The 15,867-nt window shown below is 37.4% G+C and carries 16 protein-coding genes; 15 read left to right on the top strand and 1 reads right to left on the bottom strand.

The annotated features are described in order from the left end of the window. Positions 1-71 precede the first annotated feature (71 nt). The 9 genes from R2Q77_RS17310 (at position 72) to R2Q77_RS17270 (ending at position 8,992) form a co-directional block, all read left to right on the top strand. The gene (locus tag R2Q77_RS17310; RefSeq protein ID WP_316804984.1) at positions 72-1,229 is read left to right on the top strand and encodes a Gfo/Idh/MocA family oxidoreductase; all 1,158 of its coding nucleotides are present in this window, start codon (positions 72-74) and stop codon (positions 1,227-1,229) included. Positions 1,230-1,235: 6 nt separating this feature from the next. Continuing rightward, entirely contained in the window at positions 1,236-2,288 is a 1,053-nt protein-coding gene (locus tag R2Q77_RS17305) for a sugar phosphate isomerase/epimerase (RefSeq protein ID WP_316804983.1), read from the top strand. A gap of 92 nt (positions 2,289-2,380) precedes the next feature. After that, positions 2,381-2,761 carry a c-type cytochrome gene (locus R2Q77_RS17300; RefSeq protein ID WP_316804982.1) on the top strand — a complete coding sequence of 127 codons (381 nt, stop codon included), beginning with the start codon at positions 2,381-2,383 and terminating at the stop codon, positions 2,759-2,761. A gap of 31 nt (positions 2,762-2,792) precedes the next feature. Further along, positions 2,793-4,250, top strand: coding sequence for a Gfo/Idh/MocA family oxidoreductase (locus R2Q77_RS17295; protein WP_316804981.1), 1,458 nt, complete (start codon positions 2,793-2,795; stop codon positions 4,248-4,250). Positions 4,251-4,283: 33 nt separating this feature from the next. Further along, positions 4,284-4,964, top strand: a complete 681-nt coding sequence (locus tag R2Q77_RS17290) for a DUF1080 domain-containing protein (RefSeq protein WP_316804980.1) — start codon at positions 4,284-4,286, stop codon at positions 4,962-4,964. A gap of 139 nt (positions 4,965-5,103) precedes the next feature. Next, positions 5,104-6,336, top strand: coding sequence for a nucleoside permease (locus tag R2Q77_RS17285; RefSeq protein WP_316804979.1), 1,233 nt, complete (start codon positions 5,104-5,106; stop codon positions 6,334-6,336). Further along, entirely contained in the window at positions 6,336-7,226 is an 891-nt protein-coding gene (locus tag R2Q77_RS17280; RefSeq protein WP_316804978.1) for a hydroxypyruvate isomerase family protein, read from the top strand. Before R2Q77_RS17285 ends, R2Q77_RS17280 begins: the two co-directional genes overlap by 1 nt. Positions 7,227-7,237: 11 nt before the next feature. Beyond that, positions 7,238-8,110, top strand: coding sequence for a sugar phosphate isomerase/epimerase (locus R2Q77_RS17275; RefSeq protein ID WP_316804977.1), 873 nt, complete (start codon positions 7,238-7,240; stop codon positions 8,108-8,110). A 12-nt stretch (positions 8,111-8,122) separates the two neighbouring features. Continuing rightward, on the top strand, positions 8,123-8,992 hold the full coding sequence (locus tag R2Q77_RS17270; RefSeq protein WP_316804976.1) for a sugar phosphate isomerase/epimerase: 870 nt from the start codon (positions 8,123-8,125) through the stop codon (positions 8,990-8,992). Between the two features lie 44 nt (positions 8,993-9,036). Here the strand turns inward: R2Q77_RS17270 and R2Q77_RS17265 are convergent, their stop codons facing one another. Next, entirely contained in the window at positions 9,037-11,643 is a 2,607-nt protein-coding gene (locus tag R2Q77_RS17265) for a lamin tail domain-containing protein (RefSeq protein ID WP_316804975.1), read from the bottom strand. A 50-nt stretch (positions 11,644-11,693) separates the two neighbouring features. On the opposite strand from R2Q77_RS17265, the gene R2Q77_RS17260 reads away from it, so the two are divergent. From R2Q77_RS17260 to R2Q77_RS17235, 6 genes are all read left to right on the top strand, one after another. Beyond that, positions 11,694-12,683, top strand: coding sequence for an aspartate-semialdehyde dehydrogenase (locus R2Q77_RS17260; RefSeq protein WP_316804974.1), 990 nt, complete (start codon positions 11,694-11,696; stop codon positions 12,681-12,683). A gap of 106 nt (positions 12,684-12,789) precedes the next feature. After that, positions 12,790-13,596: a leucine-rich repeat domain-containing protein gene (locus R2Q77_RS17255; RefSeq protein WP_316804973.1), complete on the top strand. Its 807-nt coding sequence runs from the start codon at positions 12,790-12,792 to the stop codon at positions 13,594-13,596. 16 nt (positions 13,597-13,612) lie between these two features. Continuing rightward, positions 13,613-14,659, top strand: a complete 1,047-nt coding sequence (locus R2Q77_RS17250; protein ID WP_316804972.1) for a hypothetical protein — start codon at positions 13,613-13,615, stop codon at positions 14,657-14,659. Positions 14,660-14,664: 5 nt separating this feature from the next. Further along, the gene (locus R2Q77_RS17245; RefSeq protein ID WP_316804971.1) at positions 14,665-15,228 is read left to right on the top strand and encodes a LemA family protein; all 564 of its coding nucleotides are present in this window, start codon (positions 14,665-14,667) and stop codon (positions 15,226-15,228) included. Further along, complete coding sequence (locus R2Q77_RS17240; protein WP_316804970.1) at positions 15,212-15,583, top strand: hypothetical protein; 372 nt, start codon at positions 15,212-15,214, stop codon at positions 15,581-15,583. Before R2Q77_RS17245 ends, R2Q77_RS17240 begins: the two co-directional genes overlap by 17 nt. Positions 15,584-15,586: 3 nt before the next feature. After that, positions 15,587-15,862 carry a hypothetical protein gene (locus R2Q77_RS17235; RefSeq protein ID WP_316804969.1) on the top strand — a complete coding sequence of 92 codons (276 nt, stop codon included), beginning with the start codon at positions 15,587-15,589 and terminating at the stop codon, positions 15,860-15,862. Positions 15,863-15,867: the final 5 nt, after the last annotated feature.

Genomic DNA, 15,867 nt, shown 5'->3' with positions numbered 1-15,867 from the left:
GTAAAAGGCGGCAGGATTTTTGGGTTTATCCCTTTACCCTACTCCACCTTTTACCTTAAACCCTATATTGTATGAAAAGAAAATTGAAAATGGGCATGATCGGTGGTGGGAAAAACGCTTTTATAGGCGCCGTTCACCGTATTGCGGCCAATATAGATGGTTTAATAACATTACACTGCGGCGCATTTAGCTCCAATGCTGAAACATCCAAAGCATCGGGAAAAGATTTGTTTCTACCCGAAGACAAATGCTACAGTTCTTATGAAGAAATGATAAAAACTGAAAGCAGTTTCCCTGTTGGCGAACGGATGGATTTTGTAAGCATTGTTACTCCAAATTTTGCACATTTTGCACCGGCAATGATGGCCCTGAATTATGGCTTTAATGTTTTAATCGATAAACCAATGACACTTACCTTGGAGGAAGCCAAAAAACTTCAGCAAAAGGTAATTGAAACGGGTTTAATTTTATGCCTTACCCATACGTATTCCGGCTATCCAATGGTAAAGCAGGCCCGTAAAATGGTGGCCGACCAGCAATTCGGAAAAATCAGAAAAGTAATGGTCGAATATCCACAGGGCTGGTTAAGTACTTTATCAGAAAAAGACGACAATAAGCAGGCCGCTTGGCGAACTGACCCGGCTAAAAGTGGTATTAGTGGTTGTATGGGCGATATTGGTACGCATGCGGCACAACTTGCTGAATACATTTCAGGCTTAAAAATTTCTAAAATCTGTGCCGATATTAATATTGTTGTAGAGGGCAGGCAACTGGACGATGATGGAAATGTATTATTGAAATTTGATAATGGTGCCAATGGAATTTTAGTGGCTTCGCAAATTGCAGCGGGAGAAGAAAATGCTTTAAAAATTAAGGTTTACGGCGAAAAAGGAAGTCTGGAATGGCATCAGATGGAACCCAATACATTATTGGTAAAGTGGCTGGAAGCACCCACACAGATTTACCGTACAGGGGGTAGCTATTTAGATCAGGCAGCTTCTTTCAATACGCGTACGCCGGGCGGGCATCCTGAAGGGTATTTAGAGGCTTTTGCCAATTTGTACAAAAACTTTGCCCTTACTTTATCTGCAAAACTTGAAGGCAGGGAAGCTACTGCAGAAATGCTTGACTTTCCAGGTGCAGATGATGGTGTGCGTGGTATGGCTTTTATAGAAAATGTAATTGCCTCAGGAAAATCAGACCAAAAATGGTTAGACTTTAAAATCTAAATAAAAATGACAACAATAAAAGGACCTGCGGTATTTTTAGCACAATTTATAAGTGATGAAGCACCGTTTAATTCCCTTGATAATATTTGTAAGTGGGCCGCTGGATTAGGCTTTAAAGGCATTCAAATGCCTACTTTAGATACCAGGTTTATTGATTTGCAAAAAGCGGCAGAGAGTAAAACCTATGCCGACGAATTAAAAGGAACCATTGCTTCTTACGGCCTGGAAATTACCGAGCTTTCTACCCACTTACAAGGACAGTTGGTTGCTGTACACCCAGCTTACGACGATTTGTTTGATGCTTTTGCACCAAAAGAACTTCATAAAAATCCAAAAGTAAGAACCGAGTGGGCCATTCAACAATTAAAATATGCGGCAAAGGCATCTCAAAATTTGGGCTTAAATGCACATGCTACATTTAGTGGCTCTTTATTATGGCAGTACTTCCATCCGTGGCCGCAACGCCCGGCAGGTTTGGTAGAAGAGGGGTTTGCGGAACTGGCTAAACGCTGGACGCCCATTTTAAATGAATTTGACCAATGCGGAGTAGATGTTTGTTATGAAATACATCCTGGAGAAGACTTATTTGATGGCGAAACTTATGAAATGTTTTTAAAAGCTGTTAATAACCACCCAAGGGCTTGTTTATTATACGATCCATCTCACTTTGTATTACAGCAACTGGATTATATCCAATACATCGATTTTTACCATGAACGCATTAAAGCATTTCATGTAAAAGATGCTGAATTTAATCCTACTGGTAAGCAAGGTACTTTTGGGGGTTACCAAAGCTGGGCAAACCGTGCGGGCCGTTATCGTTCGCCTGGAGATGGACAAGTAGATTTTAAAACCATTTTCAGCAAACTTGCCCAATACGATTTTAAAGGCTGGGCAGTAATGGAGTGGGAATGTTGCATTAAAAATCAGGAAGATGGTGCCCGTGAGGGATCCGAGTTTATAAAAAACCACATCATTAATGTAACTGATAAGGCGTTTGACGATTTTGCGGCATCAGGAAGTGACAGCGCTTTTAATAAAAAAATATTAGGACTATAAATTAACAATACACAAATAAAAACCTGCATAAGCAACAGCTAACAAAACATTTTTGCTTATGCAAGCTTGAATATCAATAAAACACAACACAGATGAAAAAAACATTTTTAATTTTAGGCGCTGTAGTCATATTTATGGCGTCATTTTCAAAGGCAGATTTAGAAAAAGAGAAAACGGTTATTGCTACATCAACCTTAAACAGTCATGCATTTCAAATGTCAGCTGGCGAAAAATTAATCAACAAATCTGATTGTATCGGTTGCCACAACAAGGTGAATAAAATTATTGGCCCTGCATATATTGAAATTGCTAAAAAGTATCCGGCCAATGAAAAAAACATCAATTACCTGGCTGATAAAATTATCAAAGGTGGTACAGGTGTTTGGGGAAGCATGCCTATGACTGCCCACCCTACCGTTAAAAAGGACGACGCTAAATTGATGGTTAAATATATTTTATCTTTAAAAAAATAAAAACAGATAACCGATATAAACTTCCCTAAATATGAAAACAGAGCAAGAAAATAAAAACACGGGTAACCGCCGTGATTTTATTAAAACCAGTGCAATTGCTGCAGCAGCCTTTATGATCGTTCCACGCCATGTATTGGGTGGAAAAGGATTTTTAGCGCCAAGCGATCGCCTTTTAGTTGCCGGTATTGGTGTGGGTGGAAAAGGACAAAGTGATATTGCCATGTTTGCCAAAAGTGGCAAGGCAGATATTGCTTTTTTATGTGATGTAGACGATCGCCGTGCAGCAAATAGTGTAAAAGCATTTCCAAAAGCTAAATATTATAAAGACTGGAGAGAAATGCTCGATAAGGAACATAAAAATTTTGATGCAGTTTCTGTATCCACACCAGATCATAACCATGCCATCCAAACTTTGGCTGCCATGCAATTGGGCAAACACGTTTATGTTCAAAAACCTTTAACGCACGACATTTACGAAGCGCGCATTTTAACAGCAGCAGCAAAAAAATATAAGGTGGTTACTCAAATGGGTAATCAGGGTGCTTCAAATGATGGCCCGCGACAAATGAAAGAATGGTACGAAGCGGGATTAATTGGCGATGTACATACAGTTTATGCCTGGACCAATCGTCCGGTGTGGCCACAAGGTATTCCCTGGCCGGCAACTAAAGCCGAAATCCCTAAAGAACTGGACTGGAATTTATGGCTGGGTACAGCACCCGAAAAGGATTTTGTAGACAAGTTAGTTCCTTTTAACTGGCGTGGCTGGTGGGATTATGGAACCGGAGCATTGGGCGATATGGGCTGCCATTTAATTGAAGCTCCTTTTAGTGTGTTAAATTTAAAATATGCTAAAGAAGTTGAAGCCAGTGTAGGTTCTGTTTATGTTGATGAATTTAAACGCGGTTATTTCCCTGAAAGTTGCCCTCCATCAAGCCATGTAACTTTAAAATTCCCTAAAACCAATAAAACCAAAGGTGATGTAACCTTGCATTGGATGGACGGTGGTATACAGCCCGAACGCCCTGAAGAGTTAGAAGCAAATGAAACTTTTGGTGATGGTGGTAACGGAACATTATTTATCGGCACAAAAGGTAAAATGATGAGTGAAACCTACAGTGCCAATCCAAAATTATTGCCTTTAAGCAGAAATAAAGACATTAAAGTGCCTGAAAAATATGCACGTGTTAAAGGCGCTGCTGATGGGCATTATGCACAATGGGTAGAGGCGGCTATTGCCGGATATGGTAAACAGGAAGTAAGTTCTCCTTTCGAAATTGCTGGTCCGCTTACCGAAGCTTTATTAATGGCCAATTTAGCCATCAGAAGTTTTGATATTAAAAAATCGGTTAACGGAAAAGATGCTTATCCTGGCAGATATATGAAAATGCTCTGGGATAATGATAATATGAAGATTACCAATTTTGATGAAGCCAACCAGTTTGTTAAACGCGAATACCGTAAAGGCTGGAATAATTTAACGCTTTAATAATTATACCTGTCACTGACGAAAACAAAAAACATGAAAAAAATCTTTCTTTCTGCCTGCATTTTGCTTGCAGTAACTCAAATAACCAAAGCACAAAAAGGTTTTAAACCTTTATTTGATGGTAAAACGACCACAGGCTGGCATACCTATAACAAAACAACTGTTGGAAGCGCATGGCAGGTACAAGATGGTGCTTTACACCTGGATCCCGCTAAAAAAGGCCAGGACGGTGGTGGCGACCTGGTTACAGATCAGGAATATTCGAATTTCCATTTAAAATTAGATTGGAAAGTTGCTCCTAAATCAAATAGTGGCATTATCTTCTTTGTTCACGAAGACCCTAAATTTCATGCAACCTATTCTACAGGACCAGAGATGCAGGTACTTGACAATGATGGGCACCCGGACGGAAAAATAACCAAACACCGCTCAGGAGATTTGTATGATTTAATTAAAAGTTATAGCGAGCCGGTTAAACCTGTTGGCCAATGGAATACAGCTGAAATTATCAGTAAAAATGGCAAATTAACCTTAATGTTAAATGGCGTTAAAACAGTTAATACCACCATGTGGGACGAGAACTGGAAAGCCTTAATTGCTGGAAGTAAATTTGCCACCTGGGAAGGTTTCGGAACGTATAAAACCGGAAAAATTGCATTACAGGATCATGGTGATGAAGTTTGGTTCAAAAACATCGTGATTAAAGAATTATAAAATTAATGCCTGATGTAAGAGGGCGTGTTTCTATCCTTTTACATCGGGCTTTTTTAAAACAAACGAAGTAAGATGTAAAATGGCAATCTAAATTCCATCACCCCTCTTACCACTTCCATTTTACATAATAACTAACCAAATGAATACCACCACTCGTTTTAAACTCTCTGCCATGATGTTCCTGGAATTTTTTATCTGGGGCGCCTGGTTTGTAACTTTAGGAACCTTTCTTGGAAATAATTTAACCGCATCTGGTTCCGAAACAGGAGCAGTATTTTCAACGCAATCATGGGGTGCCATTATTGCCCCTTTTATTGTTGGTTTAATTGCCGACAGATATTTTAATGCTGAAAAAATTCTGGGTGTGCTACACATTATTGGAGCAGTTTTAATGTACCAAATGTATAATGCAACAAATGTAAGCGTATTTTATCCTTACGTTTTAGGCTATATGATTTTATTTATGCCAACACTTGCATTGGTCAATTCAGTTTCATTTAATCAAATGAAAGATCCTGAGAAAGAATTTGCAAACATCCGGGTATTTGGTACCATCGGCTGGATTTTAGCCGGCCTCGCCATCAGTTTCTTATTTCACTGGGATTCTCCTGAAGGTGTTTCATCAGGCATGTTAAAAAACACATTTCTTTTGGCGGGCATAGCCTCTTTAGTTTTAGGTTTATTTAGCTTTACTTTACCTAAAACGCCACCAAAAATTGCTTCATCAGAAAAAATTAAAATCGGTGATCTATTAGGCTTCGATGCATTAAAACTTTTAAAGGATAAAAACTTTGCCATATTCTTTATTTCTTCAATTTTAATCTGCATTCCACTTGCTTTTTATTACCAAAACGCCCATCCGTTTTTAACCAATGTAGGTGTAGAAAATCCAACTGGAAAAATGGCGATCGGTCAGGTATCTGAAGCCCTGTTCCTTTTATTTATTCCTGTGTTTTTCGCAAGATTCGGATTTAAGAAAACAATCCTGGTAGGCATGCTGGCCTGGGCAGTTCGGTATGCATTATTTGCATACGGAAACGGAACAGATTTAAGCTTTATGTTAATTATTGGAATTGCTTTACACGGCGTTTGTTATGATTTTTTCTTTGTATCCGGACAAATTTACACCAATTCTAAAGCTGGAGAAAGATATAAAAGTTCTGCTCAGGGCTTAATTACACTTGCTACTTATGGCGTAGGTATGTTAATCGGTTTTGAAGTAGCTGGTCAGATTACAGACACCTACAAATCAGCTTCAGGGATAGACTGGAAAATGGTTTGGATTATTCCGGCAGGTATTGCAGCAATAGTTTTCTTACTTTTTGCTGTTTTATTTAATGATAAAACAAAGTCAGAAGTAGAAGCAGCATAATGAAATCTAACCTAAATAGAAGAACAGCCTTAAAAAGCATCCTTGCAGGAACTGCCGCAATAAGTGTTTCATCTGGCTTTTCGGCATTGGCAATGGATCAACAGGATATAAAATCAACGGCAAAACTAAAAGGAAACATAAACCATTCGGTTTGTCAATGGTGTTTCAGCAGTTTAGATATAGATACGCTTTGTGCTGAAGCAAAAAAAATAGGCCTGAAAGGCATTGATTTAGTTGGTCCGAAGGATTGGCCCACACTTAAAAAGTATGGTCTTACCTCTTCCATGTGTAATGGTGCTGAAATTAATTTAGTTGATGGTTTTAATGATACCAAATTTCACGAAACCTTAATCAAAAATTATTCTGCCATGATTCCTTTGGTTGCGGCAGCAGGCTATAAAAACCTGATTTGTTTCAGCGGCAGCCGAAGAGGCAAAAGCGACGAAACAGGTTGGGACAATTGTGTACAGGGTTTAAAACAATTAATGCCATTGGCCGAAAAGCATAATGTAGTTTTGGTTATGGAATTGCTTAATAGTAAAGTAGACCATAAAGATTACCAATGCGATACCACTGCCTGGGGTGTTGAACTGGCAAAACGGCTGGGTTCTGAAAACTTTAAACTGTTATACGATATTTACCACATGCAAATTGATGAAGGCAATGTGATTAACAACATCAAAAATTACCATCAATACATTGCGCATTATCACACCGCGGGTGTTCCCGGACGTAATGAGATTGATGAAACGCAAGAATTATATTATCCGGCAATAATGAAAGCCATTGCCGAAACCGGCTTTAAAGGTTTTGTTGCTCAAGAATTTATTCCAAAAAATGCAGATAAATTAGCTTCATTAAAAAAGGCTATATCTATTTGCGACATTTAATACTTAAAAATATGCTATCAAGAAGAAGTTTTTTAATCAATAGCAGTATGGCTACGGCGGCTGCATTCTTAATTCCTTCACTGGCTTTTGCAGCTGTAAAAAGGAAAGTGGGTTTACAGCTTTATTCTTTAAGAGATGAAATCCCTAAAGATGTTAAAGGTACTTTGGAAAAAGTGGCAAAGGCAGGGTTTGGAGAAGTAGAAACTTATGGTTTCTCTATTAAAGATCAATTTTGGGGCTTAACACCTGCCCAGTTAAAGAAAATTTTAGACGATAACGGCTTAAAAGCAGTTAGCGGTCATTATGGTTTAGGTACTTTTCTGACTGATGGAAACACAGACGAACTCAAAGCCGCTATTGCTGCTGCAAAAATATTAAAAAGTGAATACGTAACCATTCCATGGTTGGATGAGCACATTAGAAAAAGTGCCGACGACTATAAAAAAATAGCCCAGAAAATTAACATTGCAGGAAAAATGTGTAAAGATGCTGGTTTGAGGCTATCTTACCACAACCACAATTTTGAATTTGAAAAACAGGGTGATACTACAGGTTACGAAATTCTACTAAAAAACACGGATAAAAACCTGGTTGATTTTGAACTGGATTTATATTGGGTAGTCCGTTCGGGTAACGATCCGATTAAATTATTTAAAGAAAATCCGGGCCGCTTTACCATGTGGCATGTAAAAGATATGGACAAGGCCAACCCTGCACTTAACGCTGAAGTTGGAACAGGTTCTATTAACTTTAAAACCATTTTTGCAGATGCAAAACTTTCAGGTATGAAACATTTCTTTGTAGAGCACGAAACCAATTATAAACCAAATCCTATGGGATCGGTTGCTGCGAGTTGTGCCTACATTAAAAAAGAAATTATTTAAACTTAATAAATAATGAATTCCAGGAGAACATTCTTAAAACAAGCAGGACTAGTGGCTGGGGCCACACTGTTAATGCCTTCTTTTGCCTTTAATAAGGTAACTAAAAATGTTGGTTTACAGCTGTACAGCTTGCGAGATGAATTACCAAAAGATGTAAAAGGCATCATCGAAAAAGTGGCGCAGGCCGGATATCAAGAGGTAGAAACTTACGGTTTTTCTAATGGAAAATTCTGGAACTTAACACCTAAAGAATTTAAAGCACTATTGGATGCAAACGGTTTAAAGGCTCCAAGCGGACATTACGGTATGGATGAATTTTCAAAAACCGGAAAAACAGATAAATTAAAAGCAGATATCGAATCTTCAGCAGCCATTGGTGGCCAATATTTTACCATTGCGGGCGCACATGTAGATATGAGCAAAGGTTTAGATGGTTTTAAGAAAACAGCGAACGATTTTAATAAAGTTGCTGAAATTGCAAAAGCTGCCGGATTAAAGTTTGCGTACCACAACCATGATTTCGAGTTTAAAAAAATTGACGACACCACGGGTTATGATGTTTATTTGAGTGAAACAGATAAAAACCTGGTGAATTTTGAAATGGATTTATATTGGGTGGTTCGTTCGGGCAATGATCCTTTAGCTTTATTTAAAAAATATCCGGGCCGTTTCCCAATGTGGCACGTAAAAGATATGGACAAGACTAATCCGGCGCTTAATGCTGAAGTTGGAACAGGTTCTATCGACTTTAAAACTATTTTTGCCGAGACTCAACTATCAGGAATGGAGCATTTCTTTGTAGAGCATGAAACCAATTACAAACCTAACCCTATGGGATCGGTTGCCGCAAGTTGTGCTTATATTAAAGCAAATTTAGCCTAAAAGCCTTATTATCGGATTGATCTAATTTAATATCAATCCGATAATTAATTTAATTTAGCGGCCAATATGCAGGTATTTTTGTGCCGCTTGGTACTTCCGCCTAAATCAAAAACATCAAAGGTTACAACATAAATTCCAATATTGGCAAGCTGGCCATTTTCGTTCAAACCATCCCAAAATACAGTTCCTTTGGTGCCAATAGTTTGGTTTTGCATTAGCTTCTTTACTAAAATACCCTTATCTGTAAATATATTAATAGTGGCTAAGTTTGCATTTTCTGTAAGCTGATAATCAAGCTGAAGCAGGTCTTCAAAGCCATCATGATCTGGTGAGAAGGTTTTAGATAGAAGTTTTACGTAACTTTCTTCACCATTAAGTTCCTGAGAGTTTTTATAACCCGGAGTGGCAAAACCAACCGATGCTGCGGCAGATTTAAAATTTCCATCCTCATTAGCTCCCTTCGTAAACGAAACCCGCTCTAAAGATACGCCATCCGCATTTTGCAATAACGGGATGTGCATTTTAGCATTGTAATCAAAGCGGTCTATAGTTAAATTATTGCTCAGTAAAACCACTGCTCCTTTATCATTATTGTACACGGGCATGCTGCCCAACTGTGTAAAATGTTCAGGATATTCACTAAAATAATCAGTTTTCACCCGATCGGAATTATTACTTAGTACCCAATAAGCACCTGAAGGAATTAAAAGATTGGTAACAGAGACTGTTTTTACATTAGCCACCTTGCCAGCTGCATCAACATTTGCCAGCTGTAAATCTTTTAAATCCAACACGTGGTCTGTAGCGTTGTAAACTTCTATAAAATCGACTCCATTTACTTTTGGATTAGATAAAACTTCTGAGATTAAAAGATCATTAACACCAATTTTTTTAGCCATAAATAATTTCGCGGTATTATCAGGAGCAGCAACTAAATTCCCTGCACAATCAATTACGCCCTCAATAAGCAGCGTGTGCTCCACTCCTCTTGTTAAAGGTGATGCAAATTTTATAACAGCAGCATTAAATAAAGGGCCCGGAACATTAACACCAACAGGAATTCTGATGCCATTGTTTATAGAGTAATTTATTATTTTGGATGCAGATAAACTGTCAACGGCTTTAGAAAACTGAACAAATACAGTTACGCTATCGTTAATATCTGCGTGAAGTAGTTTTGGAATTTCGGCACTCATTTGCGCATGGTAAACCGAATTTGGTTTTCCCGGGCTACCTCCTGCTGCATCATTGCTTGCCATCCAGTTTTGAATGCCTGTACAAACGTTTTTCGGATCAATTAACTCTAAACTAAAACCTCCCTTCTTCTTCGTATCGTCTTTATACCATCTATCTGAATAAGCCACCTTATCAATGGCAACACCAGATGCATCCGTAAGGGTCAAAACATCGCGATCATTATTTAAACTTGGCCACGGAGAAAGCCCAATGGTTTTTCCATAGGTTTTAAATAAGGTTGTATCGGCCTTTGCACAAAGTATAAGATGCTGATTCGGTCTAATAGTGTCAGTAGGAAATACAAAAGCCGAAGTTTGATCTTCATATTTCCAGCCCTTTGTTAAAATATATTCATTTGTAGTGTTCCAGAGTTCTACAAACTCTTTTTGCGGTAAAGACGTATTACCTGTTGGGTTTGCAAATATTTCATTAATCACAATATCCCCGTATTGAGCAGTATAAGGTTTAATGTAAAAGAAATTAATTGAACTATTTGATGCAATGATATTCCCTTTTTTATCCGCTACGCCGTTTACAATTAAGCTATAATTTTGAGTTTCAAATGCCGAAGAAAAAGTCAGCCGATAAGTATTTGCTAAAGAAGTTACTTCAACCTTTACCGGGTGCCCCTGATTCGATAAATTATAGTGATCAGTCAACAACGCAGTCGAATTATCTAATGGTTCAGAAAAAGAAACATCCAGGCTTGAGGCACTTGCTACAGCTAAATTTTTCAAAGTTGGAGGAGTAACATCAGGGATCAGGTCATCTACTTCAAAATCGTCAAAAATGTATTGATTAAATCTTGAGGCCGTTGCATATTTACAATATATGCCCATAAAAGCAGCATTGGTAAAGGTCTTGTCGTTAACATTGCCTTCAAGATTAAAATTGGTTCCACCGGTAATGTCGGTGTACAAGGCCCAATTTCCTGTCTCATCCCGGGTAACCTTAACTTTTGCCAATAATACACTTGCGTTTGCCCTGGGTTTTGGTGCCCCGCCTATAATCCTGGTTATGGTACCACCTGTTTGCCGGTACAAATGATAGCCATCTGCATTGCCCGTTTCGCCAATTTGTACAAAATAACCATTCAAAGCAGTCTTTAAATCCGGCTGATCTGATAGTAGGTAAATCCTGGTCAGGTTGGTTGCTGTAGGGTCAAAATTCAGCTGCACAAAAAATTCCCACTTCGCATTTAAACTATGCTGGCTGGCAGTAGAAAGGAAAATGGTTTGTGAGGCCAGTTGCGGCCCAGAAGACTGCAGTTGCCTGACGCCATTAATCTTAAAAGAATTTGCATCGCCAAGCCATGTGGGATTTTGGGAGAAATCACCATCATCAAAATGATCCGTAACCTGGGAATGTGCAATTTTAGAGAGTAACAATAGGGATATAAGCAATTTTTTTAGCATATTTGGGCTTATATCAAATGTTTAACTAATATAAAAATTAAAATTTAAAAATGAAAGTAGCAGTAGTAGGTGCAACCGGTTTGGTTGGTACCGTTATGTTAAAAGTATTGGAGGAAAGAAATTTCCCTTTAACAGAGTTAATTCCCGTGGCGTCAGAAAAGAGTGTTGGTAAGGAAATTACTTTTAAGGGTAAGAAGTTCCCAATCGTTAGCATGGATACTGCAATCAGCATGAAGCCGGATATTGCGCTGTTTTCTGCTGGTGGTACAACCTCTTTAGAGCATGCACCGCGTTTCAAAGAAGCCGGAACCACTGTAATTGATAACTCTTCTGCATGGCGCATGGATCCTTCCATTAAATTAATTGTTCCGGAGGTTAATGCACACGAACTATCAATCGATAATAAAATTATTGCCAACCCAAATTGTTCTACTATTCAAATGGTAGTGGTGTTGAAACCTTTACACGATAAATATAAAATTAAACGTGTGGTCGTTTCTACCTATCAATCGGTAACGGGAACTGGTGTTAAAGCTGTTGAACAGTTAATGAACGAACGTAACGGTGTTGATGGACCAAAAGCTTATCCTTATGAAATTGACCTTAACGTATTGCCTCATATTGACGTTTTTATGGAAAATGGTTACACCAAAGAGGAAATGAAAATGGTTAAGGAAACGAATAAAATTATGAGCGATGACAGCATTAAAGTTACCGCTACTACAGTTCGTATTCCGGTAATGGGCGGCCACTCAGAATCTGTTAATATAGAATTTGAAAACGATTTTGATTTAGCAGAAGTACGCAGCATCCTAGAAAAGGCTCCGGGCATTATTGTAGTTGACGATGTTGCCAACCTAAAATATCCAATGCCTAAAGATGCGCATGAAAAAGATGAAGTTTTTGTAGGCCGTATTCGCAGAGATGAATCCGCACCTAAAGCTTTAAACCTTTGGATTGTTGCGGATAACCTGCGCAAAGGTGCGGCAACCAATGCAGTACAAATTGCAGAATATTTATTACAGAAAGAATTAGTTTAAAACTAAAACCTGTTAAAAAAGTGATGCTCAAACAGCATCACTTTTTTTTTGTTATTAACTTGTACTTTAAACCAAATTCTACATTAGAAAAATCTTAATTAATTAAATGAGTTCTACTCCGCTCCTCTATTCCATCACTCCAGCCGGCTATTTATTTTTCGGTACAATTATTATTTCTATTTTCCTGGCTTATAGATGGCTAAAAAAAGGGAAAACTGAAAACCCTGGATGCCTGTCTGTCGGTTTTGCAGCTTTAATAATCGGATTAATAATCTTATTTCCAGTAATGATTAGCTTTCAGTTTTTCGAAAGCGGAACACCCAAAATCCAGATGGCAGTTGCTGCTTTCTGGGTCGTGCTGATTGCAACAATCATTTATGGGGTAAAAAATAAAAACTATAAATTATTTTGGACAATTGTCCGTTTTATACTGTTTATTATTTTCGGCAGTTTATTTTTAATTCTCGTTGGCGGTATGGCATATTTTATATACCTGAGAATGTTTACCCACGAACAGGATGAAGCACCCATGTGGGCTGTTTTTTTATGTATATTTTTTATTGCTGTAATTATTTTAGCCATTTTTGGGCTTTTTATGGGAAATCAGAAAAAAATGCAGGCGCAGGCAATCGAATTTAAAACCCTTCAAGAAGCAAAATTAAACCCTGATGCAGTATATATTTTGAATTTATCTAACCAGAATATGACCAGTTTTCCTTATGAGGTGCTGGATTTTAAAAATTTAAAATCTTTAGATTTAAGCAATAATCAACTAACAGAATTACCTTTCGAGATTAGCAGAATGAAGAATTTATTTAGCATAAAGCTTTCGAATAACCCCATTTCCGATCAGCAAAGAGCTGCAATAAGAAAAATGTTTTCGCCAGAGGTTGACCTGATTTTCCGTTCTTAAACTTGATCCTAAACTGATGAATGAATTTTTTGATTTCTTTAGCAAGCAGCAGGTAGACTACCCAACGTTGGTGTTTTTAATGGCTTTTAGCTGTGGGATTGCGCTTTTTCATACCCTAATTTTTACAGGTTTATACGATTTTAATTTACGCCCGAAGTGGATATTTTTTCTGATTAACCCTTTATTAGTTTGCTTGTTTTTTATTAAACAACCTGGTTATGCTTTCTTAGCCTTAGTTATATTATTTGCTTCCGTATTTATCTCTGCTTTTATAGGAATGATTTATGCAGGCTTAAAGGAAGGAAAAAAAGATAAAATAGATCAGGAAAAATTCGACACCAAATATAACATCCCGAAAAAGAGCAGGTTAAGAAGGATTTTAGGTGGTATAGCTGCTTTTACAATCATTGCATTAGGTTTGTGGCTGGCCAGCATCGAAAAATTATCCCTTCTGCTCATTATAATTCCTGTTATCGTTGTTTTAGATGCCATATTTTTTCCATCCCGAAAAACCAATTTCTACAAGCTTCAGGCCATATTGCCAACTTCAAAAATGAACGCTGTTGCCATGGGTGTGGTGGAGGTAGTTGGAGATTTGGTTTTAATAGAACCTTTAATTTCACCTCATTTTAACGAGCCCTGCATTGGGTATTCACTTCTGATTGAACAGGAAAGTACAGATAATGACGGAAAAAGAAGCTGGAGAACAATTTTTACCGAATGCAAAACCAATTCTTTTAAAATAAAAGATGAAACGGGAAGTGTAAAAGTAGATGGCGAAGGGCTTGAATACTACATTAGTAAAATTGATCGTCAAAATGAAAGTGGCAGTAAACGTTATTCGGAAACTTACCTTAAAAATGACGATTACATCTTCCTGATTGGCTATGCAGATTCTGACGACGGAGAAACCATTATCAAGAAGGACGACTATCACAAAGTTTTTGGTGCTGCCGTGCCTCGTGAGGTAGCATTAAGAAATAAGTTTAGTCCATTGCTTACCTCATTTTTAACTACTTTGTTTTTTATAACTTTAATTATCATTTACATCATTCTAAATTAAATAAAATGAGCGCACAAAATATCGCCTTAATTATTGGCGTTTTACTTATCATAATTTTATTAAGCTACTTTATTGGCATTTACAATAAGTTGGTTATGCTTAAAAACAATGTTGAAAAAGCATTTATGAACATCGATGTAATTTTAATGCAGCGTGCAGGAGAAATTCCCGAACTGGTTAAAGTGGCCAGTAAATTTATGGAACACGAAACTGCTTTATTAACAAACCTGACTAAACTGAGAACAGATTTTTTAAATGCAAAATCAATAAATGAAAAAATAGAAAACTCAGCAGAATTTTCCAAGGCGGTGAAATCGCTGTTTGCCGTTTCCGAGAATTATCCTGCATTATTATCAAACAATAATTTCCTCGAATTACAAAAAAGAGTTTCACAACTGGAAGATAAAATAGCAGACAGAAGAGAGTTTTTTAACGACAGTGTAAACCTTTATAATATAGGCATACAGGAATTTCCTAATGTAATTTTAGCTAAAGCGATGGCTTACCAGGCTAAACCATTATTTATTGTTTCACCTGAGCAAAAAGCGTACAATGGCGTCCAACTTTGAGCATTTTTTTGGTTACGAAAACCAGATCAACAAAAATCCCGATTTAGTGTTAATTTATGGCTTTGCCGGCATTATTTTCGGCCTAATGGCCATGATTCTCATTGCCGTTCTATTGAGAAAAATTGGCCTGCCCTTTTTAATCAGCAAATTTTTAAATCCATTAATCCTTTCCTTGGGCATCTGTTTTTTGGTGGCCATTATCCCTACCATTTTATTTAAAGTTTTAGCAAATGATTTATCGGGGGTTAAACTTATTTACATCTGGATTGTAATTTTCGCGGGCATCACCATGTTTACCACTATAAATTATCAAATGTTAAAAAAATGGCTTTATAGCTTTGATCGCAAATCCTAACTTATGAGAGTTCCGGTAACCTTACTCCTGCTCTTTAGTATTGCCACAGGAATTTTAATATTCTATGCACAGGGAGAACATCCATCAGAAACAGCACCTTATTTTACGGTCCCAATTGTAATTGAAGTACTGCTTATTTTTATTTTTTTCTTCAGCAATAAGCATACAACGTATCGAAAAGTTTTTAAAATTGTTTTAATCATCTGGAGCGTGATATTTGTATTTTGTATGCTTGGCCTTATTTATTTAACAAGTTTGGCTGGAGCCTTTCTGCACTAATATTT

It is taken from the genome of Pedobacter nototheniae (genome assembly GCF_032678625.1).
In the GTDB taxonomy this organism is placed as follows: domain Bacteria; phylum Bacteroidota; class Bacteroidia; order Sphingobacteriales; family Sphingobacteriaceae; genus Pedobacter; species Pedobacter nototheniae_A.
Note: the sequence above shows the minus strand (reverse complement) of the source record. Positions and strands in the feature narration are given on the sequence as shown.